We start from the raw sequence: 21,153 nt of genomic DNA, 5'->3' as shown, positions 1-21,153 counted from the left end.
ATCCCGCGATGAAGATGTGAGGCGGCGTGCTCAAGGAAACGATGACTGAGTTGGCTCTGGCCACATAGTGAGCACGATGTGCCAGTCCTCGTGGCCGAGGCATCAGTCGCCGCCGATGTCACCGCCGTTGCGATGCCTGCGGCTGCGTCATTATGTCATTTGTTTCTATACGTAACCGACCGTGGTAGGTATTTGGATCAGCTCTTGACCGTGAAGCCAGTGGCCGGCACGGCTGCGGTTGTGGCTGGGTGCGCGTCAATCGCGGATCGGGTTCACTACGGTCTGGAAACGAACAGCCCCAGTTCGGAAAGATCCGTAAAAGCTCCGTCGCCATTGTTGGCTGTGATGTTGAGCCGGTAGTAGCGATAGGAGGCCGCATTCGCGATCGCGTAGGTCTTCAGCTCCAAGCGTTCGGCAAACACTTGGTCGCTTTGCGTGTCGAGCGTGGTCCAGGTGGCGCCGTCGTTGGAGGCCTGGAACTGCCAGTCCTTCGGATCGCGCGGGACCAGGTCGTAGCTGCTGGTGACCGCATAACGCAGGACGCGCTCCGTGTGCCCGAGGTCGTACTGCAGCCAGCCGGTCGTGCCAGAGTAGAACCATTGCGTCGCCGAGTTCTGGTCGAAGGCGCGTTTGGCGTTGCTCGCGTTGCCTGCGCTGTCGTTTGCGGTGCCACCGGTGGCAACGTTCACCATCGTACGAACCGGCGTGGCGCTGTCCATGGGAGAACGACCGCTCGTTCCGGCGGAGTTGCTCGCCGTGACGGTGTAGTAGTAGGTCGTGCCATTGGTCACGGAGGTGTCCGTGTAGCTGCTGCCGGTGACGCCCGACGCGATGGTCTCGTAGGGCCCGCCGCTGAACTCGGAGCGGCCGATCGTGTAGCCGGTGGCCCCGAAGGACGCCTGCCAGCGCAGCGGGACGGCGCCATCGCCCGGCGAGGCCAGCAGCATGGCGGGTGCCGCCGGGATGACGCGCGGCGCCCCACCGTCGCCGCCGGTGATCTGCACGTTGCTGAAGGTGGAGCTGTTCAGGGTGCCCCAGTTGGCCGAGGCGACCACCAGACCGACATAGATCGTGTCGGGAACGGGGGCGTCGATGCGGCCGACATCGGTGGCAGCCCAATTGGTGCCGTCGGGAGAAACGTAGCCGGTGATGATGTTCCCGATGCGCTCGAGCTTCACCCAATACGAGGCCGTGGAGCTGGCGATGTCCAGGGCTTTGGTCCCATAGTTCGTGCCGCCATACACCGCGAGCTTCGGCATGCTCTGTTCGACCTGGCCCCTCCCGGAGAGGGCCATCCAGGCGCGGGGAGCGCCTGTTTCCAGGCTTGTGCGCATCATCACGCCCGCCTTCGCGGCTGGGTTGGTGTTCTGCACCGACTCGACTTTCGCGATGATGGCGCTGTTGCCGGTGAGGGCCTTGTAGGTGAAGTGGCAAGCGTCTTGGGCGCCCCAGAAGATGTCGTTGCCCGCTCCTTGAACTGTCCATTTGCCATTGGCGTATGTGGCCATGCCGGCTGGGGTGGCGCCCCCGAAGTCAACATTGCTGAACCCAGAAGTGATCGAGGTGGTCGAAGGAATGGGCAGCGCCGGTGGCGGCGTCGCCTTCGAGGTGTCGGACTCCTTGAGGAACATGAAGCTGGTGCCGTCCACGGGCGCCCAAAGGCGTCGCTGCGTGATGAAGGGTGCCTGGAGACCCTTGCGCAGGACGTAGGCGCCATAAAGCTGAGTGAGCGCGACGCTTCCGCCATTGGCGCCCCGCCAGCCGCGATTGGTGACGTCGGAGGTGTAGTAGCGATCGGTGGTGCCGAAAGGAAGGGCTGTCGTTGGGACGAGTTCGTTCACCCTCGCGAAATACTCGCCCGCCGCCAGCAGACGGTTGTCAAGGTCGGAATAAATGTCGATGCCTTGGGTCCAGAGCGCCTCGGCCAGCATGGTCAGCGACTTGAGCTGCCCATAGGCGTGCCCCTGGTCGCGGAGGTAGTCGCCGAGCATGCCGATGTCATTGGAATTTCGCAGCCCGATATGGGCCAGCGTGCGCGTCTGGTAGACGACCCTGTCCAATGTCTCGATGTCGTCGTTGTAGATCGCCATGAGTCCAAGAGCGACGAGGGCCAGTGCGCCCTTGTTGGCGGCCCCGAACTGACTTTCGCCATAGGGGTTCGCCGCCGGCATCAGGACGTCCTTGAAGTACTTCTTGACGGTCGCCGTGTCGGCCTCCTTCCAGCCCGGCCAGGTGGCGCGCAGGGTTTCCGCGCCGCCGACGAACTCGAAAGCGTAATCGCCCAGATCAAGCATTGACTCGCGACCTGAGAACTCAACGTGGGTGGTGGCCCACCCAAGCAGCAACTTGCGCGCATTCTCCGCATATCGCTCGTCCCGGGTGAAATACCACATCCGCGAGAGATTCGAAATTGCAACCATGTCGTTGCGCCAAGCCCAGAGGTTCTCGTCGGGGGCGCGGCTCACCTTCGCGAACGGGCCATACCCTCCGTAGCTGAGCCTGGACTTGGGACTGGCCGCCATTTGGTCGTAGCCGGACTTCCACGGCTCCTTGCCCTGGTCGACGTATGCCTTGAGCGTCGTGAGATCCGAGAGGGTGACCCCAACGCCTGGATGCTTGATGACGCGGGCCACCGGGGTGTCTCCCGGGGCGGCGGGGATTTCGGGGGTGCCTCCCGTGGCGGCGGGAATCTCCGGTGTGCCTCCCCCGACAGCGGGGACCACCTGAGCGCCGCCCGTGACAACGGGGATCTCCGGGGTGCCTACCGCCTGGGCACTACCCGCATTTCCGCCACCGCAACCCGGGAGCACGACCATGCTCAACACGAGCAACGCAGCAGCAAAATTGGTTTTATCAAACATCGGAACCTTCTTAGTCAATACGCGGAAAAGTCGCGGGGCTCGGCATGGGCTACCAGCTTTCCTCGATGCGTTGGCTTGGGGGAGCGGCCACGGCAGCCAGTCCGGAACCTGCCACGGCGCGCACGAAGCCGCGGCGTGCCGGCGCATCGGGCAAGGTGCTCATCGCAGTTGTCTCGCGCATGAGCGATGCGGGGATGAAGCGACGGGGCTCAGTAGCTGTACAACACGCCGCGGCCGGTGCCGCTGACGTAGATCCGGCCATAGACGTTCTGGTCGGCCGCCATCACGCCGATGCCGCCGAACTGGTGAGCGTCGTCGTTGAAGCGCGACCAGGTGGCGCCGCCGTCGTCGGAGAGGTAGACGCCCCACACGCCGTTGGGCGACGATCGGTCAATGGACACCTCACTCATCCTTCTTGGTATCTGTGACATTTTTGGCTTATTTGTGTTCAATTGTGAGAATACAGCAAGAACCGAACCACTCGGATCGTCGCCGCCCGAACTGAAAAGGCGACAAGATGCGTCAAGGCATTGCGCCTGAACGGCATGGCCAGTGCCTGGTGCGATTTACACGAGCAAGAGCGGCCAAGGGTCTAGAGGCCTCGCGCTGGCTGGTCGAGCATCTGCTACGGGCCAAGTCGACGGACCGGGCCCAGGCAAGACCCATCTGGCCACGGCCCTGGGGTGTCGGGCATCGTGCGCCAAGGCAAGCGCGTGCGGTTTTACTCGACGGTCGATCTGGTTAATGCGCTGGAGCAGGAGAAGGCCCAGGGCAAGACCGGGCGGATCGCCAGTGCTCTGCTGCGCATGGACCTGGTGATCTTGGACCTTAAAGCCGAGTCGGCGGGTAAGCCCCGTGCCGGATTTCCGTCTCGTTTGATACGATTTTTGCCAGAACCGCCGGTTTCAAAGGCGTTGGAGACAAGATGGGTTCGAGCATTTCACCAAGCGGCGCCGGCCAGGCGCTGTACCGCACCATGGTGCGCATCCGCGCCTTCGAGAATGCCGCGGAAGCGGCGAGCCAGGGCGGCGTGAGCGCCTATGGCCAGCAGGCCGCCGGCTCCGCGAAGGTGCGCGGGCCGCTGCACCTTTCCACCGGGCAGGAGGCCGTGCCTGCCGGCGTGTGCGCCCATCTGCGAACGAGCGACTACCTCACCTCCACGCACCGCGGCCACGGCCATACGCTGGCCAAGGGCGCGGACCTGACACGCATGATGTGTGAGCTGTTCGGCAAGGCCACCGGTTTCAACGGCGGCAAGGGCGGCTCGATGCACATCGCCGACTTTTCCGTCGGCATGCTGGGCGCAAACGGCGTGGTGGCTGCCGGCCTGCCGATTGCCGTGGGCGCGGCGCACGCGCAGAAGCTGCTCAAGAAAAATGGCGACATCACCGTTTGCTTCTTCGGCGACGGCGCGATCAACCGCGGCCCCTTTCTCGAGGCGCTGAACTGGGCGCGCGTGTACGACCTGCCCGTGCTCTTCGTCTGCGAGGACAACCGCTGGAGCGCCACCACCGCGAGCGGCCCGATGACGGCGGGCGAAGGCGCCTCGGCACGCGCCGCCTCGATGGGCATCGCGGCCACGCAGGTCGACGGCAACGACGTGTTCGCGGTGCACGAAACCGCGGCCAGGCTGGTCGCCGAGGTGCGCGGCGGCGGCGGGCCGCGCCTGTTGCACGCGCTGACCTACCGCGTGAAGGGGCATGTGTCGGTCGACGTCGCGGCTTACCGCGATCCGGCCGAACTGGCTGCCGCGCTCGAAACCGATCCGATCGCGCAGGCGCGCGGGCATCTGCTTTCGCAGGGCGCGAGCGCGGCCACGCTCGATGCGATCGAGAACGCGGCGCGCGATGAAGTCGATACCGCGCTGGCCGTGGCCGACGCGGCGCCCTGGCCCGAGCCCGGCGACGCCTTCACCGACGTGCAGACCACCGGCGCGGGCCAATGGCACTGATGATGACGAAAGAACTCAGCTATTCCGAAGCCGCCGTGCTCGCCATCAAGCGCGAGATGGAGGCCGATCCGCGCGTGGTGGTGATCGGTGAGGACGTGGGCCGTGGCGGCATCTTCGGCCAGTACAAGGGGCTGCAGCAGACCTTTGGCGCCGAGCGCGTGATCGACACGCCGATCAGCGAGGCCGCGATCATGGGCGCGGGGGTGGGCATGGCGCTCGCGGGCCTGCGGCCCGTGGTGGAAATGCGCGTGGTCGACTTCGCGCTCTGCGGCATGGACGAGCTGGTGAACCAGGCCGCCAAGAACCGCTTCATGTTCGGCGGGCAGGGCCGCGTGCCGCTGGTGGCGCGCATGCCGGGCGGCATCTGGGATGCCTCGGCCGCGCAGCATTCGCAGTCGCTCGAAGCCTGGTTTGCGCACCTGCCGGGCGTGGTGGTGGTGAGCCCTTCGACGCCGCAGGACAACTACAGCCTCTTGCGCGCGGCGCTGCAATGCGGCGATCCGGTGGTCTACATCGAGCACAAGACGCTCTGGGGCCTCCGCGGCGAAGTGAACGAGGACATGGCCGTTCCGCTCGGCAAGGCGCGGCGCGTGCGCGAGGGCGACGCACTCACGCTCGTGAGCTGGAGCAAGCAGATGCAGGCGTGCGCCGCGGCCTGCGACACGCTCGCGGCCGAAGGCATTGCGGTCGACCTGATCGATCTGCGCACGCTCTGGCCCTGGGACCGCGAAACGGTGCTCGCATCGTGTGCGCGCACGCGGCGGCTTCTGGTGGTGCACGAGGCGGTGCAGGTGGCGGGCTTCGGCGCCGAGATTGCGGCTAGCGCCGCGGAGGCCACGGGGTGCCGCGTGGCGCGGCTTGGCGCACCGCGCATTCCGGTCGGCTATGCGCCGGTGCTCGAGGCAGAGTCGCGCATCGGTGCCGAAGCCATCGCGGCCGCTGCGAGAAAAATGCTGGGCTGAGCCGCCGTGCGCCATGGACCCGCTGTTCTTCAAGCTGGTGCGGGTGGTCAATCTCACGGCCCGGCCCTTCCATGAAAAGGTCGGCCGCGAACACCATCTCACGCTGAACGAATGGCGCGTGATGGTGGTGCTGGGTGGCAAGCCCGGACTCAATGCGACGCAGATCGCCGACTTCACCGGCCTCGACAAGATGGCGGTGAGCCGCGCGCTGGCCGGCCTCGGGCGCCACGGGCGCGTGCAGCGTCATGACGATCCCGCCGACCGGCGCCGCGGCCGGCTCTACCTCACGGCGGCCGGCAAGGCGCTGCATGAGATCGTCGGCGCGCTGGGCCGGCAGCGCGAGGCCGTGCTGTTCGAGGGCGTGAACGCCGACGAGCTGGCCCGCCTCGACGCCACCCTGGACAAGCTCATTGCCGCCGTCCAGCGCGCCGACTGAGGCGCCTGGTCAGGCTGCGAAGCCGCCGTCGATGTTGAGGCCGGCGCCGGTGACGAAGGCCGCTTCGGGGCTGGCCAGGTAGGCCACCATGCCGGCGATTTCTTCGGGGCGTGCATGGCGGGCCAGCGCCATCAGGCCGTGCATGGCGGCGGCGTTCGGGCCGTCGACCGGGTTCATGTCGGTGTTGACCGGGCCGGGCTGCACGTTGTTGACCGTGATGCCGCGCGGGCCGAGGTCGCGCGCGAGGCCCTGCACCAGTCCCTTCAGCGCCGACTTGCTCATGGCATAGGCGCTGCCGCCGGGCCAGGGCATGCGCTCGGCGTTGGTGCTGCCGATGTTGATGATGCGGCCGCCTTCGCCCATGTGCCGCGCGGCTGCCTTGGCGGCCACGAACACGGCGCGCACGTTGATGTCCAGCGTGCGGTCGAAATCCTCGAGCGAGAAATCTTCCAGGGTGCCGGGCAGGAACACGCCAGCGTTGTTGACGAGCACGTCGATGCGGCCGAGCTTGCGTGCGGCTTCGTCGATGCCGGCGGTGAGCGCGGCGGCGTCGGCGCTGTCGATCTTCAGCGCCAGGGTGCGGCCGCCTTCGGCCTCGATGCTGCGCGCCAGTTCGTCGGCCGGCGCGCTCGAACTCGCGTAGCTGAAGGCGACGGCGGCGCCGTCTTCGGCCAGACGCCGAACGATGGCGGCGCCGATGCCGCGCGAACCGCCGGTGACGAAAGCGACTTTGCCAGTAAGGACAGGGGACGCTGTTTTGCTGATAGCCATGATTTTTTCCTTGAGATGTGAGGGGAAGGCCTTCAGTGTCGTGAGTCCATTACCTATTCGGTAGCCACCAATTGGCGCAATCAAATTCAACCAATGGTTGAAAATAGAGCTCCATGGAACCGCTCAATCACCTCGAGTCCTTCGTCCAGAGCGCGGAAAGCGGCAGCTTCTCGGCCGCGGCCCGGCGGCTCGGGCTCACGCCTGCCGCGGTCAGCAAGAACGTCGCGCGGCTGGAAGCCCGGCTGGGCGTGCGGCTGTTCCAGCGCAGCACGCGCCGCCTCACGCTCACCGAAAGCGGCGAGCGCTTCCTGGGCCAGATCGGCGGCGCGCTGGCTACCTTGCAAGATGCGGTGGCCGATGTTTCGAAGAACGACGGGCAGCCTGCCGGCACGCTCAAGGTGAGCATGGGCCAGGCGTTCGGGCGCGAGCACGTGCTGCCGATGATGGGCGACTTCCTGGCGCGCTACCCGTCGATCCTGCCCGACTGGCACTTCGACAACCAGCAGGTCGATCTGGTGGGCGAAGGCTTCGACGCGGCCATTGGCGGCGGCATCGAGCTGTCGCCAGGCGTGGTGGCGCGAGAGCTGTCGCGCATCCATGTAGTGGCGGTGGCCGCACCGGCTTATCTGTCGGGCCGAACGCTGCCGGCGCATCCCGCGGAGCTGGTGCGGTTCGACGCGCTGCTGCGCCGCTCCTCGCCCACGGGGCGGCTGCGCAGTTGGACCTTGCAGCATGCGAGCGGCGACCAGACCACGGTGGAACTGCCCCGCCCGCGCGCGATTTTCAACGACCCCGAAGCCATTGCGCATGCCGCGCTGATGGGGCTGGGCGTGGCCATGCTGCCGATGCCTTTCGTCGAGCGCGGCCTTCGCGGCGGCGAACTGGTGCGCCTGCTGCCCGAGTGGCATTTCGACGCGGGTGCGGTCTGGCTCTACTACCCCAGCAAGAAGCTGCTGCCCGCCAAGACGCGAGTCTTCATCGACTTTGTGCTGGAGCGCTTTCGCAGCGAACGCTTCGCCGAGCGGATGCAGGTGGCATAGGCCGGCGCATCACCGGGGTTTTACCGGCGGCGCCGGCCGTCGTTCGCCTGTACAAACAGCCGCATGACTTCTTCAATTTTCAAAATGAATCGCCGGGCTGCGCTTGCGGCTTCCGCGGCCATCGCACTGGCAGCATTGCCCTCCTGGGCCCAGAGCACCTGGCCGAACAAGCCGGTGCGCATCGTCGTGCCGTTTGCGGCGGGCGGCACCACCGACATCCTGGCGCGCGCGATTGCGCCCGAGCTGTCGAAGGCCTTCGGCCAGCAGTTCATCGTCGACAACCGCGCGGGCGCGGGCGGCAACGTGGGCGCCGAGATCGTGGCGCGCGCGCCCAATGATGGCTACACGCTGCTGATGGGCACGGTCGGCACGCACGGCATCAACCGGGCGCTCTATCCCAAGCTGCCGTTCGACCCGATCAAGGACTTCGTGCCGATCACGCTGGTGGCGGCCGTGCCGAACGTGATGGAAATGAACGCCGACAAGGCCAAGGCATTGAACATCCGCAACGTGCAGGATTTCATCAAGTACGCCAAGGCCAACCCGGGCAAGCTCAACATGGCGTCGAGCGGCAGCGGCACCTCGATTCATCTGGCGGGCGAGCTCTTCAAGAGCATGACCGGCACCTTCATGGCGCACATTCCGTACAAGGGTTCCGGGCCGGCGCTGCTCGACATGGTGGGCGGCAATGCCGACGTGATGTTCGACAACCTGCCCTCGTCGATGGCGCAGATCAAGGGCGGCAAACTCACGCCCCTGGCCGTGACCAGCGCCCAGCGCTCGCCGGCGCTGCCGGATCTGCCCACCGTGGAAGAAGCCGGCGGCCCGGCGCTCAAGGGCTACGAGGCCAGTTCGTGGTTCGGCCTGCTGGCGCCCGCCGGCACCTCACCCGACATCGTGAACCGGATCCAGCAGGAAGTGGCCAAGTCGCTGGCCACCCCTGCCATCAAGGAAAAGATGCTGGCCCAGGGTGCGATTCCGAGCGGCAATACACCGGCCGAATTCACCAAGCTGATTGCCAGCGAGCACGTGAAGTGGGCGAAGGTGGTGAAGGACTCCGGCGCAAAGGTCGATTGACCTGAGGAAGTAATGCGTTGCCGGAGTCCCGTCAGGTCTTCCAGGTGACGTCTTTTTTCTCGGCCAGCGAATCCCTCAGCATGTGAAGCAGAGGGGCTGCGCGCTGGTGCAGTCCCACGTGCTGCTTCTCGGCATCGGCGGCGTGGCCTTCGACGGCGTAGTCGTCGTTATTGTGGGGATTGCTGGCTTCGCGTGCCAGCGCGGATTCGAGCGCCGCAATGGCGCCCGGAATCTGCTCGACGGTGACGATGCCTTTGGGCGCAATGTCCTTGCCGATGATGTCGAACAGCTGGCGCGCGTGCACCTCGAGCATCACGAAATCAGGGGAAGCGCGGGACTGGAATCGGTACAGCATGATTGTTTTCACTCACTTGTAGATGTAGTCACGGGCAAAAGGGTACACCGATTGCGAACCGCGCAAAACACCATGCTCGACCCTGCCGTCGGGCCGGGTGGAAAGCATCTGGTGCAGTGAGATCCAGCCTTGCTCGAAGCTCATTGCGGAGCCCGCCAGATAAAGGCGGTAGGCGCGCAGGATGCGCTCCGCGTTTTCGCCTTGTCGGCCGCCCGCGCTCTCCAGCACCTCGCGTGCCTTGCCCAGCTGCGCCTCGAGCGAATCAGACCACGCCCACAGCGTGCGCGCGTAGTGCGGACGCAGGCTTTCGGTGTCGACCATTTCCAGGCCCGCGGCGGCGGTTTCGCGCAGCACGTGCGTCACGTGCAGCAGTTCGCCGCCCGGGAAGATGTATTTCTCGATGAAATCGCCCATGCCCGCGCCCAGCTGCCGGTAGTCGAGCTGGCCCGAGGTGATGCCGTGGTTCAGCACCAGGCCGCCGGGTTTCAGGAGCGAATGGATCTTGCGGAAGTAGGTGGGCATGTAGGCCGAGCCCACATGCTCGAACATGCCTACGGATGAGATCTTGTCGAAAGGCGCGTCGGCGGAGAGCTCGCGGTAGTCGCGCAGCTCCACACGCACGCGGCCCTGCAGGCCTTTTTCCTCGATCAGGCGCTGCACGTGCGCGTGCTGGTTCTTCGACAGGGTAATGCCGGTGGCGTCGACGCCGTAGTGCTCCGCCGCCCATAGCAGCAGGCCACCCCAACCGGAGCCGATGTCCAGGAACCGCTCGCCGGGCTGCAGCATCAGCTTGCGGCAGATGTGATCGAGCTTGGCTTCCTGAGCCTCTGCCAGGCTCAGTTCGGGCGTACGAAAGTACGCGCACGAATAGACCCGGCGCGGATCGAGCCAGAGCGCATAGAAATCGTCGGAAACGTCGTAGTGGAACTGGATCTGCTCCGCATCCTTGTTCAGTGAATGGGAGCCGCGGGACTTGGCCAGCCGCATCAGGCGGGTCCACCAGGCGGTGTCGGTCTCGGCAGGGTTGCCGGGCAGCATGCCGACCGTGGCATCGATCAGGTCCCGCATGGCGCCCTCGATCTGCACCTTGCCTTCCACGTAAGCCTCGCCAATGGCCCCCACCTGCCGCGCCGCCAGCTTGGCCAGTGCGGACCAATCGCTGAACGCCAGGGTCACGCGCGACCCCGGCTTGGCCACTCTTCGGCCATCAGGCAATTCCAGCGCGATGGGCACGGGCAGCGACGCAAGCTGCGACTCGATCTTGGGTATCAAGCTTTGCATGGTGAGCCCATGGTATTGATTTTTTCGGTTTTTTGCATGACATCACACGACTTGTGGGGTGCCCCTGTGGTAGGACCCCGTTGACAGCCGATTGTTTATGCTTAAACTATTCAATCATGAACAGCCTCACCGACGGCCTTTCCGCCGCACCCGCCATGGACCTTCAACGCATCCTGTGCATCGGCGGCGGCCCCGCGGGCCTCTACTTCGCCCTGCTCATGAAGGCGCGCAACCCGGCGCTGGAAATCACCGTGGTGGAGCGCAACCGCCCCTTCGACACCTTCGGCTGGGGCGTGGTGCTGAGCGACCAGACGCTGGGGAACCTGGCCGCGGCCGACGCCGAGACCGCGGCACTCATCGGCCATGAGTTCCACCACTGGGACGACATCCAGGTGTTCTTCAAGGGCCGGCAGGTGCGCTCGGGCGGCCACGGCTTCTGCGGCATCGGCCGCAAGCGGCTCCTGAACATCCTGCAGGAGCGTTGCCTGGCGCTGGGTGTGAAACTGGTCTTCGAGACCGACGCCACCGACGACCAGGCCATGGCCGCCCAGTACAACGCCGACCTGGTGATTGCCAGCGACGGCCTCAACAGCCGCATCCGCCAGCGCTACGCCGATGTGTTCAAGCCCGACATCGACCTGCGCAACTGCCGCTTCGTGTGGCTTGGCACGCACCAGACCTTCGACGCCTTCACCTTCGCCTTCGAACAGACCGAGCACGGCTGGTTTCAAGCCCACGCCTATCAGTTCGACGACAAGACTTCGACCTTCATCGTCGAGACGCCCGAGGCAGTGTGGAAGGCCCATGGCCTCGATCAGATGGAGCAGCCCGAGGCCATCGCCTTCTGCGAGAAGCTGTTTGCCAAGTACCTGGGCGGCCACCCGCTCATCAGCAACGCCACGCACCTTCGCGGCTCGGCCAACTGGATCCGCTTTCCGCGCGTGGTGTGCGAGCGCTGGACGCACCGCATCGACGTGGAGGGCCGCTCGGTGCCCGTGGTGCTGATGGGCGACGCAGCGCACACGGCGCACTTCTCGATCGGCTCGGGCACCAAGCTCGCGCTCGAAGACGCGATCGACCTGGCGAACGAGTTCGAGCGCGGCGGCACGGTCGACCACGTGCTGGAGGGTTACGAGGCCCGCCGCAGCGTCGAAGTGCTCAAGATCCAGAACGCGGCGCGCAACTCGACCGAGTGGTTTGAGAACGTGCCGCGCTACACCGGCATGCAGATCGAGCAGTTCGCCTACTCGCTGCTGACGCGCTCGCAGCGCATCAGCCACGAGAACCTGCGCGTGCGCGACACCGAATGGCTCGGCGGCTATGAACGGTGGCTCGCCGGAGGCAAGCCCGTCGCACCCATGCTGATGCCGCTTACGGTGCGCGGCCTCACGCTGAAAAACCGCATCCTGGTGTCGCCGATGGCCACCTACAGCGCGGTCGACGGCGTGCCGCAGGATTTTCTGCTGGTGCACCTCGGCGCGCGCGCGCTCGGCGGCGCCGCAATGGTGTGCGTCGAAATGACCAGCCCGACGCCAGAGGGCCGCATCACTCCCGGCTGCACGGGGCTCTACAACGACGCACAGCAGGCGGCGTTCAAGCGCATCGTCGATTTCGTGCACACACAGTCGAGCGCGAAGATCGCAATGCAGCTCGGCCACAGCGGGGCCAAGGGTTCGACGCGCGTGGGCTGGGAAGGCACCGACGAGCCTCTGGAGAGCGGCAACTGGCCGTTGCTGTCCGCCAGCGCAGTCGCCTATGGCGAGCAGAACCAGCTGCCGGCTGCAATGACGCGAGAGCAGATGGACGACATGCGCGAACGCTTCGTCGACTCCACGCGCCGCGCCGCCGAATGCGGCTTCGACTGGCTCGAGCTGCACTGCGCACACGGCTACCTGCTGTCGTCCTTCATCAGCCCGCTCACCAACCTGCGCACCGACGAGTACGGCGGCAGCATCGAGGCGCGCTGCCGCTATCCGCTCGAAGTCTTCCGCGCAATGCGCGCCGCGTGGCCTGAGGACAAGCCGATGAGCGTGCGGATTTCGGCGCACGACTGGGCGCCGGGCGGCAACACCGACGCCGATGCGGTCATCGTCGCTCGACTCTTCAAGGAGGCGGGCGCGGATTTCATCGACGTCTCCTCCGGCCAGACCACGCGCGACGCCAAGCCGGTGTACGGCCGCATGTACCAGACGCCGTTCTCGGACCGCATCCGCAACGAGGTCGGCATCTCGACCATCGCCCTGGGCGCCATCACCGATGCCGACCAGGCCAACAGCATCATTGCGGCGGGGCGCGCCGACCTGTGCGCCATTGCGCGGCCGCACCTCGCGGACCCCGCGTGGACGCTGCACGAAGCTGCCAAGCTGCAAAGCCGCGACGTCGACTGGCCCAAACAGTACCTGAGCGGCCGCGATCAGCTCTACCGCGAGATTGCCAAGCAACAGCAGATGGCTGCGGCCGCGAATGCGGCGCTGGCGGCATCCAACAACGAGGAAACACACTGACATGGACCTCGAAGCACGCGCCCACAGCGAGCACCCCGAGGCCCTGCGCCTCTGGCTGCGCCTCCTCACTTGCACCCAGCTGATCGAGAAGCAGGTGCGCAACGAACTGCGCTCGCAGTTCGCGACCACGCTGCCGCGCTTCGACCTGATGTCGCAGCTCGAGCGCTCGCCCGACGGGCTCAAGATGAACGAACTCTCGCGCCGCATGATGGTGACGGGCGGCAACGTCACCGGCATCACCGACCAGCTGGTGACCGAAGGGCTGGTCGAGCGCATCAACGTCGAGGGCGACCGCCGTGCCTGGCGCGTGCGGCTCACCGCCCGCGGCCGCAAGCTCTTCAACGACATGGCGCAGCAGCACGAAGACTGGATCGTCGATGCCTTCGCGGGCCTCAGCGCCAAGGAGATCGCGCAGCTTCACAAGCTGCTCGGCAAGGTCAAGCAACACTCACACAGCCAGATGGCGGAGGCCGAATGAAGCATTACATCGGCGCGGGCAATCCCATGCGCGCGCAATTCGAGGCCAAGGCGTCTTACGTCGCCAAGCACTTCGCATGGAGCTACGAGGCCGGCGTCGGCACCGTTACGCTGAATCGGCCCGAGCGCAAGAACCCGCTCACCTTCGACTCGTACGCCGAACTGCGCGACCTCTTCCGCGCACTGACGTATGCGACCGACGTGAAAGCCATCGTGATCACCGGCGCGGGTGGAAACTTTTGCTCCGGCGGCGACGTGCACGAGATCATCGGCCCACTCACCACGATGCGGATGCCCGAGCTGCTCGAGTTCACACGCATGACGGGCGACCTGGTGAAGGCGATTCGCGCGTGCCCACAGCCGATCGTCGGTGCGATAGACGGCGTGTGCGCCGGCGCCGGCGCAATGATCGCGCTGGCCTGTGACCTGCGCTACGGCTCTCCCGCCACGCGCACGGCTTTCCTGTTCACCCGCGTGGGCCTTGCCGGCGCCGACATGGGCGCCTGCGCGTTGCTGCCGCGCGTGATCGGCCAGGGCCGCGCCTCGGAGCTGCTGTTCACGGGACGTGCGATGACGGCGCAGGAAGGCCAGGCCTGGGGCTTCTTCAATGCGCTGCACGAAAGCGACGCGTTGCTCGAAGCCGCGACCAAGGTGGCGCGCGAACTGGCCGAAGGCCCGAGCTTCGCGCACGGCATGACCAAGACCATGCTGTCGCAGGAATGGTCGATGACCATCGACCAGGCCATCGAGGCCGAGGCGCAGGCACAGGCGATCTGCATGCAGACCGAGGACTTCAAGCGTGCGTACGAAGCCTTTGCCGCCAAGCGCAAGCCCGTGTTCGGTGGGGACTGACGCCATGATGACCAAGATCCCCGCACCGCCTTCGACAGCGCACCTCGCGCTGCCCTTTTTCGACGAAGCCCATCGCTCGCTTGCGCGCGAGCTGCTGCCCTGGTGTGCGACACAGGAAATCGATGAGCGCGACGACCGCGCCGCCTGCCGCGAATGGGTGCGCCGCCTTGGCGACGGCGGCTGGCTGCGCTATGCCGTGCCCGGCAGCGCAGGCGGCGCACTCGAGCGCCTCGATTCGCGCGCGCTCGTTTTGCTGCGCGAGACGCTCGGCTACCACTCGCCGCTGGCCGACTTCGCGTTTGCGATGCAGGGCCTGGGCAGCGGCGCAATCACGCTCGCAGGCACGCCCGAGCAGCAATCGCACTACCTCACGGCCGTGGGCAAGGGCGGCAAGATCGCGGCCTTCGCGCTCAGCGAGCCCGAGGCCGGTTCCGACGTGGCCGCCATGGCCATGCGCGCCGAGGCCACGCCCGACGGTTGGCGTCTTCATGGTGAAAAGACCTGGATCAGCAACGGCGGCATCGCCGACTTCTACTGCGTGTTCGCGAAGACGGAGCCGACGGCCGGTACGCGCGGCATCACGGCGTTCATCGTCGATGCGAATGCGGCCGGACTCGATACCTCCGAGCACATCGACGTGATGGCGCCCCACCCGCTCGCCACCCTGCGCTTCGAGAACTGCATCGTGCCGCGCACCGCGCAGCTCGGCGAACTCAACAGCGGCTTCAAGCTGGCGATGCGCACGCTCGACATCTTTCGTGCGTCGGTCGCGGCGGCTGCGCTCGGCATGGGCCGCCGTGCACTCGCCGAAGCTGTTGCACACGCGAAGGGCCGGCGCATGTTCGGGCAGACGCTCGCCGACTTCCAGCTCACGCAGGCCAAGCTCGGCGAGATGGCCGCATTGATCGACAGTGCCGCCTTGCTCACCTATCGCGCCGCGTGGATGCGCGATGACGCCGAACAGCGCGGCGCCCCAGCGGTTGGCGATGTTTCCGCTGCCGCGGCCATGGCCAAGATGTGCGCCACCGAAAACGCAAGCCGCGTGATCGATATGGCACTGCAGATGCACGGCGGCCTTGGCGTGAAGGTCGGCACGAAGATCGAGAGCCTCTACCGCGACATCCGCTCGCTGCGCATCTATGAAGGCGCGACGGAAGTTCAACAACTGATCATTGGCAAATCCGTTTTGCGGGGATAAACACCTTGTCTGCACAAGTCGACCGCTACGTTCACGACCGCCTGCCCCCCGCCGAGCAGTTGCCGGTCTTCCGCTACGACCTGCCGGAGTTGCAGCTGCCCGACCAGTTGAACCTGGTCGAGGAGCTGCTGGACAAGGCGCCCGCCAAGGGGTTCGGCGACAAGCCGATGCTGCGTTCACCCGCCGGCACGCTGACGTACTCGCAGGCAGCCCTCGAGGTCAACCGCATCGCACAGGTGCTGACGGAAGACCTCGGCCTCGTGCCCGGCAACCGTGTGCTGCTGCGCGGCGGCAATTCCGTGGCCATGGCGTTGTCATGGCTGGCCGTGGTGAAGGCCGGCTTGATTGCGGTGGCCACCATGCCGCTGCTGCGCGCCAAGGAGCTGGGCGACATCATCGAAAAGGCGCGCCCCGTGGCGGCGCTGTGCGATGGCCGCCTGCTCGACGAGCTCGTGCTGGCGCAACGTGAGCACCCAGTGCTTGCCACGGTAATCGCGTTCAACAAGCCCGATGCGCCCGATTCGCTGTCGGCGCGCGCAGCCGGCAAGAGCGGCGTGTTCACCGCATGCCCCACGGCGTCCGACGACATCGCCCTGCTTGCTTTCACCTCGGGCACCACGGGCAAGCCCAAGGCACCGGTCACCACGCACCGCGACGTGCTGGCGATGTGCGAGACCTGGCCGCGCCACGTGCTGAAGGCGCGAAGCGACGACATCGTGATCGGCTCGCCGCCGCTGGCCTTCACCTTCGGGCTCGGCGGACTGCTGGTGTTTCCGATGTGGGCTGGCGCCTCGGTGTACTTTGCCGATGCACCGTTCACGCCCGAGGGGCTCGTCAAGCTCATCAACCAGGTCGGTGCGACCATCTGCTACACCGCGCCCACCTTCTATCGCCAGATGGCGCCGTTCGTGCGGCAGCACGGCGCGCCGAGCCTGCGCATCTGCGTGAGCGCCGGCGAGGCGCTGCCCGACGCGACGCGGCAGCTGTGGAAGGAAGTCACCGGCATCGAGATGCTCGACGGCATCGGCGGCACCGAGGTGTTCCACATCTATATCTCCGCCGCGGGCGGCGAGGTGCGCCGCGGCGCGGTCGGCAAGGTGGTGCCGGGCTTCACGGCAAAGGTCGTGAACGACCAGGGCAACGAAGTGCCGCGTGGCACCGTCGGCAAGCTGGCGCTGCAGGGGCCGGTGGGCTGCCGCTACCTCGACGATCCGCGCCAGACCGACTACGTGAAGAACGGCTGGAACTACCCCGGCGACTCCTTCGTGCAGGACGACGACGGATACTTCTTCTACCAGGCACGCGCCGACGACATGATCATCACCGCCGGCTACAACGTCGGCGGGCCCGAGGTGGAAGATGCACTGCTCAAGCACCCGGCCGTGGCCGAATGCGGCGTGATCGGCAAGCCGGATCCGGACCGCGGCATGATCGTGAAGGCGTTCTGCGTGCTGAAGCCCGGAATCGAAGGCGATGCCGCACTCGTCAAGGCGCTGCAGGACCACGTAAAGGCGACCATTGCGCCCTTCAAATACCCGCGGGAGATCGAGTTCGTGGCGGTGCTGCCACGCACCGAGACCGGCAAGCTCCAGCGATTCAAACTGAGACAACTCGACAACGACACCACATCATGATGAACAAACTTTTGCAGCCGCCAGGCTGGTTGCCCCCCAAGGGCTATGCGAATGGCGTGGCCGCACGCGGCACCATGGTGTTCGTCGGCGGACAGATCGGCTGGAATGCGCAGCAGCAATTCGAGTCGGACGACTTCATCGACCAGTGCGGGCTGGCGCTGCGCAACATCGCCGAGGTGCTGCGCGAAGCCGGCGCCGGCCCCGAGCACATGGTGCGCATGACCTGGTACGTGACGGACCGCGACGAATACAGCCGCCGGCTGGCCGAGCTCGGCCCTGTGTACCGTGACGCCATGGGGCGCAACTTTCCGGCCATGACCTGCGTGCAGGTGGCGGCGCTGGTCGAACCGCGCGCCAAGATCGAGATCGAGGTCACGGCCGTCATTCCGGATTGACGCAAACACTCGCCCATAAAAAAGCCCTCTTCGCGAGGGCATCTTTTTATTCGTATTCTTCGATCCAAGAAAAAAGGCCCTTTGAAATTCAAAGGGCCTTTTAAATTGGTTGCGCGAGCAAGATTTGAACTTGCGACCTTTGGGTTATGAGCCCAACGAGCTACCAGGCTGCTCCATCGCGCGGCAAGATGGAATTATACCTTATTCAGCAGCGCCTTGCTCGGCATCTGCTTCTTTAATTTCAGGACGGTCGACCAGTTCGACCAGAGCCATCGGCGCGTTGTCGCCCACGCGGAAACCCATTTTCAGGATGCGCGTGTAGCCGCCCGGACGTGCCGCGAAACGCGGGCCCAGATCGGCGAAAAGCTTGACGACGCTGTCGCGGTCGCGCAGGCGGTCGAAGGCCAGGCGCTTGTTGGCGAGCGTCGGCTTCTTGGCGAGCGTGATCATCGGTTCGATGACGCGGCGCAGTTCCTTGGCCTTGGGGACCGTGGTCTTGATGACTTCGTGCTCGATGAGCGAATTCATCATGTTTTGCAGCATCGCAAGGCGGTGCGAGCTGGTGCGGTTGAGTTTGCGGAGTCCGTGTCCGTGACGCATGGTGCTTTCCTTTACTTTATTAAACAGGCAGCCGTATCAGGTACTGCCCGGGCACGAGCCCTCATGGGCTCAATTCTTCAAAAAATCAACGCTTGTCGAGACCGGCCGGCGGCCAGCTTTCGAGCTTCATACCCAAGGTCAGGCCGCGCGAAGCGAGGACTTCCTTGATTTCGTTGAGCGACTTGCGACCCAGGTTCGGAGTCTTGAGCAGCTCGTTCTCGGTGCGCTGGATCAGGTCACCGATGTAGTAGATGTTTTCGGCCTTCAGGCAGTTGGCCGAACGCACGGTGAGTTCGAGCTCGTCGACAGGGCGCAGCAGGATCGGGTCGAATTGCTGTGCGCTGCGCGGTGCCGGCGTGTCGAATGCAGCCAGTTCGCCGCCTTCGAGCTGTGCAAACACGGCCAGTTGCTCAACCAGGATTTTAGCCGAGGCGCGAACTGCGTCTTCGGCGGTGATTGCGCCGTTGGTTTCGATTTCGACCAGCAGCTTGTCCAGGTCGGTGCGCTGTTCGACACGGGCGCTTTCGACCGTGTAGCTCACGCGCTTCACGGGCGAGAACGAAGCGTCCAGGACGATGCGGCCAATCGACTTGGTCGGCTCGTCGGCGTAGCGGCGCATCGTGCCCGGCACATAGCCGCGGCCCTTTTCGACCTTGATCTGCATGTCGAGCTTGCCGCCTTGCGACAGGTGCGCGATCACGTGGTCGGGGTTGATGATCTCGACGTCGTGCGGGGTCTGGATGTCCGATGCCAGGACCGGGCCTTCGCCGTCCTTGCGCAGGCTCAGCGTGACTTCGTCGCGGTTGTGGAGCTTGAACACCACGCCCTTGAGGTTCAGCAGGATGTTGACGACATCTTCCTGCACGCCGTCGATCGACGAGTACTCATGCAGAACGCCGGCGATCGTGACTTCAGTGGCCGAATAACCGACCATCGACGACAGCAGAACGCGGCGCAGCGCGTTGCCGAGCGTGTGGCCGTAGCCGCGCTCGAAAGGCTCGAGCGTGACCTTGGCCTTGTTGGCGGCAAGTTGCTCGACCTGAATGGTCTTGGGTTTCAGCAGGGTGGTTTGCATGCAGACTTCCTCTCAATACCCCCGGCTCGTTACACCGGTAAGGCTGGTGAAGCACCCGTCGGGAGTGCCTCCCGATGGGAACAAAAAAATCAAATTCGGGCCGCGAAGGGCGGCCCGTTATCGTCTGTTTAGCGCGAGTACAGTTCGACGATCAGCGATTCGTTGATGTCGGCTGCGAATTCGTCGCGATCGGGCACCTTCTTGAAGGTACCTTCGGCCTTGTCGGCGTTCACTTCGACCCAGGCCGGAATACCGACTTGTTGGGCCAGTTGGAGCGCTTCGGCAATGCGGGTCTGCTTCTTCGACTTGTCGCGAACGGCGATCACGTCGCCGGTCTTCACCAGGTACGACGGGATGTTGACCGACTGGCCATTCACCGTGATTGCCTTGTGCGACACGAGCTGGCGTGCTTCGGCGCGCGTCGAGCCGAAGCCCATGCGGTAGACGACGTTGTCCAGGCGCGATTCGAGGATGAACAGCAGGTTGGCGCCGGTGTTGCCACGGCGACGATCGGCTTCTTCGAAGTAGCGGCGGAACTGCTTCTCGAGCACGCCGTACATGCGCTTGACCTTCTGCTTTTCGCGCAGCTGCAGGCCGTAGTCGGAGGTGCGCTGACCCGAAGTGCGGCCGTGCTGGCCGGGCTTGGAATCGAACTTGGCCTTGTCCTGGATGGAGCGACGGGCGCTCTTCAGGAACAGGTCGGTGCCTTCACGGCGGGAGAGTTTGGCCTTGGGGCCGAGGTAGCGTGCCACGAGTTTTCCTTTGTGTCATCTGCCGCAGTTGCCTGCGGGAGCCATCGGCGAGGACGCGGATGGCGGTGGGCTTAGTAAAAAAACAAATGCGCAGCCGCTCAAAAGCCGGCTGCGCCTTGCGGACTGACGATCAGATGCGGCGACGCTTCTGGGGACGGCAGCCGTTGTGCGGAACGGGCGTCACGTCGGCAATGGAATTGATCCGGATGCCGAGCGCAGCCAGTGCGCGCACCGACGATTCGCGACCGGGGCCCGGGCCCTTGATCTCGACGTCGAGGTTCTTGATACCTTGTTCGACAGCAGCACGGCCGGCCACTTCGGAAGCCACCTGCGCAGCGAACGGCGTCGACTTGCGCGAGCCCTTGAAGCCCTGGCCACCCGACGAAGCCCACGACAGGGCGTTGCCCTGGCGATCGGTGATCGTGATGATGGTGTTGTTGAACGAGGCATGCACGTGGGCGATGCCGTCCGCAACGTTCTTGCGAACCTTCTTGCGAACGCGCTGTGCGGCGTTGTTTGCAGGTGCTTTAGCCATGCTGGTCTATCCTTATTTCTTCAGGGACTGCGCAGCCTTGCGCGGACCCTTGCGGGTGCGGGCATTGGTGCGCGTGCGCTGGCCGCGCATCGGCAGGCCGCGACGGTGACGGAAGCCGCGATAGCAACCGATGTCCATCAAACGCTTGATGTTCATCGTCGTCTCGCGACGCAGATCGCCTTCGATGGTGAAGAGAGCGATCTGATCGCGGATCTTTTCGAGATCGGCGTCGGTCAGATCCTTGATCTTCTTCGAATATTCGATGCCGCTCGCTTCGCAGATTTGACGGGCGCGCGTGCGACCGATGCCGAAGATGGCGGTCAGGCCGATTTCAGCGTGCTTGTGCGGCGGAATGTTGATGCCAGCAATACGTGCCATGTGCGTCCTCTAATACTCT

Annotated in this window: 21 protein-coding genes, 1 tRNA gene and 1 pseudogene; 12 read left to right on the top strand and 11 right to left on the bottom strand. The window is 65.3% G+C overall.

From position 1 onward, the window contains the following. Nucleotides 1-275: 275 nt before the first annotated feature. Together J2X92_RS17850 and J2X92_RS17845 are read right to left on the bottom strand one after the other, a co-directional pair. On the bottom strand, nt 276-2,861 hold the full coding sequence (locus tag J2X92_RS17850) for a discoidin domain-containing protein (protein WP_307577289.1): 2,586 nt from the start codon (nt 2,859-2,861) through the stop codon (nt 276-278). Nucleotides 2,862-3,070: 209 nt separating this feature from the next. Then, the gene (locus J2X92_RS17845; RefSeq protein WP_307577287.1) at nt 3,071-3,262 is read right to left on the bottom strand and encodes a hypothetical protein; all 192 of its coding nucleotides are present in this window, start codon (nt 3,260-3,262) and stop codon (nt 3,071-3,073) included. Nucleotides 3,263-3,406: 144 nt separating this feature from the next. Between J2X92_RS17845 and J2X92_RS17840 the strand changes: the two are divergent. From J2X92_RS17840 to J2X92_RS17825, 4 genes and pseudogenes are all read left to right on the top strand, one after another. Continuing rightward, a pseudogene (locus tag J2X92_RS17840) lies at nt 3,407-3,688 on the top strand (ATP-binding protein); the annotation flags it as partial. A gap of 98 nt (nt 3,689-3,786) precedes the next feature. Beyond that, nucleotides 3,787-4,812, top strand: coding sequence for a thiamine pyrophosphate-dependent dehydrogenase E1 component subunit alpha (locus J2X92_RS17835; RefSeq protein ID WP_307577285.1), 1,026 nt, complete (start codon nt 3,787-3,789; stop codon nt 4,810-4,812). Continuing rightward, a complete protein-coding gene (locus J2X92_RS17830) occupies nt 4,812-5,774 on the top strand; it encodes an alpha-ketoacid dehydrogenase subunit beta (RefSeq protein ID WP_307577284.1) in 963 nt (320 codons plus the stop codon). Before J2X92_RS17835 ends, J2X92_RS17830 begins: the two co-directional genes overlap by 1 nt. A 13-nt stretch (nt 5,775-5,787) precedes the next feature. Further along, nucleotides 5,788-6,210, top strand: a complete 423-nt coding sequence (locus J2X92_RS17825; protein ID WP_307577282.1) for a MarR family winged helix-turn-helix transcriptional regulator — start codon at nt 5,788-5,790, stop codon at nt 6,208-6,210. A 9-nt stretch (nt 6,211-6,219) separates the two neighbouring features. Here J2X92_RS17825 and J2X92_RS17820 read toward each other — a convergent pair whose 3' ends face one another. Then, on the bottom strand, nt 6,220-6,981 hold the full coding sequence (locus J2X92_RS17820; RefSeq protein WP_307577281.1) for an SDR family oxidoreductase: 762 nt from the start codon (nt 6,979-6,981) through the stop codon (nt 6,220-6,222). A 113-nt stretch (nt 6,982-7,094) separates the two neighbouring features. Between J2X92_RS17820 and J2X92_RS17815 the strand changes: the two genes are divergently transcribed. Both J2X92_RS17815 and J2X92_RS17810 read left to right on the top strand, forming a co-directional pair. Then, a complete protein-coding gene (locus J2X92_RS17815) occupies nt 7,095-8,021 on the top strand; it encodes a LysR family transcriptional regulator (protein ID WP_307577279.1) in 927 nt (308 codons plus the stop codon). Nucleotides 8,022-8,105: 84 nt separating this feature from the next. Continuing rightward, on the top strand, nt 8,106-9,098 hold the full coding sequence (locus J2X92_RS17810) for a Bug family tripartite tricarboxylate transporter substrate binding protein (protein WP_373424853.1): 993 nt from the start codon (nt 8,106-8,108) through the stop codon (nt 9,096-9,098). Nucleotides 9,099-9,129: 31 nt separating this feature from the next. Here the strand turns inward: J2X92_RS17810 and J2X92_RS17805 are convergent, their stop codons facing one another. Together J2X92_RS17805 and J2X92_RS17800 are read right to left on the bottom strand one after the other, a co-directional pair. Further along, nucleotides 9,130-9,453: a DUF1840 domain-containing protein gene (locus tag J2X92_RS17805; protein ID WP_307577277.1), complete on the bottom strand. Its 324-nt coding sequence runs from the start codon at nt 9,451-9,453 to the stop codon at nt 9,130-9,132. Nucleotides 9,454-9,465: 12 nt separating this feature from the next. Beyond that, on the bottom strand, nt 9,466-10,734 hold the full coding sequence (locus tag J2X92_RS17800; RefSeq protein ID WP_307577276.1) for an SAM-dependent methyltransferase: 1,269 nt from the start codon (nt 10,732-10,734) through the stop codon (nt 9,466-9,468). Nucleotides 10,735-10,889: 155 nt separating this feature from the next. Between J2X92_RS17800 and J2X92_RS17795 the strand changes: the two genes are divergently transcribed. Genes J2X92_RS17795 through J2X92_RS17770 form a run of 6 tightly spaced genes read left to right on the top strand, consistent with a single transcriptional unit; the run spans nt 10,890 to nt 17,794 of the window. Beyond that, nucleotides 10,890-13,238, top strand: a complete 2,349-nt coding sequence (locus J2X92_RS17795; protein WP_373424856.1) for a bifunctional salicylyl-CoA 5-hydroxylase/oxidoreductase — start codon at nt 10,890-10,892, stop codon at nt 13,236-13,238. A gap of 1 nt (nt 13,239) precedes the next feature. Next, nucleotides 13,240-13,716, top strand: coding sequence for a MarR family winged helix-turn-helix transcriptional regulator (locus J2X92_RS17790; protein ID WP_055807832.1), 477 nt, complete (start codon nt 13,240-13,242; stop codon nt 13,714-13,716). Further along, on the top strand, nt 13,713-14,567 hold the full coding sequence (locus tag J2X92_RS17785; RefSeq protein WP_307577272.1) for an enoyl-CoA hydratase family protein: 855 nt from the start codon (nt 13,713-13,715) through the stop codon (nt 14,565-14,567). The genes J2X92_RS17790 and J2X92_RS17785 overlap by 4 nt, the downstream gene beginning before the upstream one ends. Before the next feature lie 4 nt (nt 14,568-14,571). Continuing rightward, nucleotides 14,572-15,765: an acyl-CoA dehydrogenase family protein gene (locus J2X92_RS17780; protein ID WP_307577270.1), complete on the top strand. Its 1,194-nt coding sequence runs from the start codon at nt 14,572-14,574 to the stop codon at nt 15,763-15,765. Nucleotides 15,766-15,770: 5 nt separating this feature from the next. Then, on the top strand, nt 15,771-17,399 hold the full coding sequence (locus J2X92_RS17775) for an AMP-binding protein (protein ID WP_307577268.1): 1,629 nt from the start codon (nt 15,771-15,773) through the stop codon (nt 17,397-17,399). After that, on the top strand, nt 17,396-17,794 hold the full coding sequence (locus J2X92_RS17770; RefSeq protein WP_093024040.1) for a RidA family protein: 399 nt from the start codon (nt 17,396-17,398) through the stop codon (nt 17,792-17,794). Before J2X92_RS17775 ends, J2X92_RS17770 begins: the two co-directional genes overlap by 4 nt. A 106-nt stretch (nt 17,795-17,900) precedes the next feature. Here J2X92_RS17770 and J2X92_RS17765 read toward each other — a convergent pair. The 6 genes from J2X92_RS17765 to rpsM all read right to left on the bottom strand — a co-directional run bounded on the left by J2X92_RS17765 (nt 17,901) and on the right by rpsM (nt 21,134). After that, a tRNA-Met gene (locus J2X92_RS17765) sits at nt 17,901-17,977 on the bottom strand. Between the two features lie 18 nt (nt 17,978-17,995). Continuing rightward, a complete protein-coding gene (gene rplQ, locus J2X92_RS17760; protein WP_013544103.1) occupies nt 17,996-18,394 on the bottom strand; it encodes a 50S ribosomal protein L17 in 399 nt (132 codons plus the stop codon). Between the two features lie 85 nt (nt 18,395-18,479). Beyond that, complete coding sequence (locus tag J2X92_RS17755; protein WP_028258417.1) at nt 18,480-19,469, bottom strand: DNA-directed RNA polymerase subunit alpha; 990 nt, start codon at nt 19,467-19,469, stop codon at nt 18,480-18,482. Nucleotides 19,470-19,597: 128 nt separating this feature from the next. Then, nucleotides 19,598-20,221: a 30S ribosomal protein S4 gene (gene rpsD, locus J2X92_RS17750; RefSeq protein ID WP_013544104.1), complete on the bottom strand. Its 624-nt coding sequence runs from the start codon at nt 20,219-20,221 to the stop codon at nt 19,598-19,600. 130 nt (nt 20,222-20,351) lie between these two features. Continuing rightward, complete coding sequence (gene rpsK / locus J2X92_RS17745) at nt 20,352-20,756, bottom strand: 30S ribosomal protein S11 (RefSeq protein ID WP_009124825.1); 405 nt, start codon at nt 20,754-20,756, stop codon at nt 20,352-20,354. Nucleotides 20,757-20,768: 12 nt separating this feature from the next. After that, nucleotides 20,769-21,134, bottom strand: coding sequence for a 30S ribosomal protein S13 (gene rpsM / locus J2X92_RS17740; RefSeq protein ID WP_013544105.1), 366 nt, complete (start codon nt 21,132-21,134; stop codon nt 20,769-20,771). Between the last annotated feature and the right edge of the window lie 19 nt (nt 21,135-21,153).

The sequence above is a fragment of the Variovorax paradoxus genome (genome assembly GCF_030811855.1).
Classification (GTDB): domain Bacteria; phylum Pseudomonadota; class Gammaproteobacteria; order Burkholderiales; family Burkholderiaceae_C; genus Variovorax; species Variovorax paradoxus_L.
Note: the sequence above shows the minus strand (reverse complement) of the source record. Positions and strands in the feature narration are given on the sequence as shown.

Coding starts and splice junctions, on each gene's coding strand:
- J2X92_RS17815 (WP_307577279.1), top strand. CDS start 7,095: ATGGAACCGCTCAATCACCTCGAGTCCTTCGTCCAGAGCGCGGAAAGC.
- J2X92_RS17835 (WP_307577285.1), top strand. CDS start 3,787: ATGGGTTCGAGCATTTCACCAAGCGGCGCCGGCCAGGCGCTGTACCGC.
- J2X92_RS17830 (WP_307577284.1), top strand. CDS start 4,812: ATGATGACGAAAGAACTCAGCTATTCCGAAGCCGCCGTGCTCGCCATC.
- J2X92_RS17780 (WP_307577270.1), top strand. CDS start 14,572: ATGATGACCAAGATCCCCGCACCGCCTTCGACAGCGCACCTCGCGCTG.
- J2X92_RS17790 (WP_055807832.1), top strand. CDS start 13,240: ATGGACCTCGAAGCACGCGCCCACAGCGAGCACCCCGAGGCCCTGCGC.
- J2X92_RS17795 (WP_373424856.1), top strand. CDS start 10,890: ATGGACCTTCAACGCATCCTGTGCATCGGCGGCGGCCCCGCGGGCCTC.
- J2X92_RS17785 (WP_307577272.1), top strand. CDS start 13,713: ATGAAGCATTACATCGGCGCGGGCAATCCCATGCGCGCGCAATTCGAG.
- J2X92_RS17805 (WP_307577277.1), bottom strand. CDS start 9,453: ATGCTGTACCGATTCCAGTCCCGCGCTTCCCCTGATTTCGTGATGCTC.
- J2X92_RS17800 (WP_307577276.1), bottom strand. CDS start 10,734: ATGCAAAGCTTGATACCCAAGATCGAGTCGCAGCTTGCGTCGCTGCCC.
- J2X92_RS17820 (WP_307577281.1), bottom strand. CDS start 6,981: ATGGCTATCAGCAAAACAGCGTCCCCTGTCCTTACTGGCAAAGTCGCT.
- J2X92_RS17755 (WP_028258417.1), bottom strand. CDS start 19,469: ATGCAAACCACCCTGCTGAAACCCAAGACCATTCAGGTCGAGCAACTT.
- J2X92_RS17850 (WP_307577289.1), bottom strand. CDS start 2,861: ATGTTTGATAAAACCAATTTTGCTGCTGCGTTGCTCGTGTTGAGCATG.
- rplQ (WP_013544103.1), bottom strand. CDS start 18,394: ATGCGTCACGGACACGGACTCCGCAAACTCAACCGCACCAGCTCGCAC.
- rpsM (WP_013544105.1), bottom strand. CDS start 21,134: ATGGCACGTATTGCTGGCATCAACATTCCGCCGCACAAGCACGCTGAA.
- J2X92_RS17810 (WP_373424853.1), top strand. CDS start 8,106: ATGAATCGCCGGGCTGCGCTTGCGGCTTCCGCGGCCATCGCACTGGCA.
- J2X92_RS17825 (WP_307577282.1), top strand. CDS start 5,788: ATGGACCCGCTGTTCTTCAAGCTGGTGCGGGTGGTCAATCTCACGGCC.
- J2X92_RS17770 (WP_093024040.1), top strand. CDS start 17,396: ATGATGAACAAACTTTTGCAGCCGCCAGGCTGGTTGCCCCCCAAGGGC.
- rpsK (WP_009124825.1), bottom strand. CDS start 20,756: ATGGCTAAAGCACCTGCAAACAACGCCGCACAGCGCGTTCGCAAGAAG.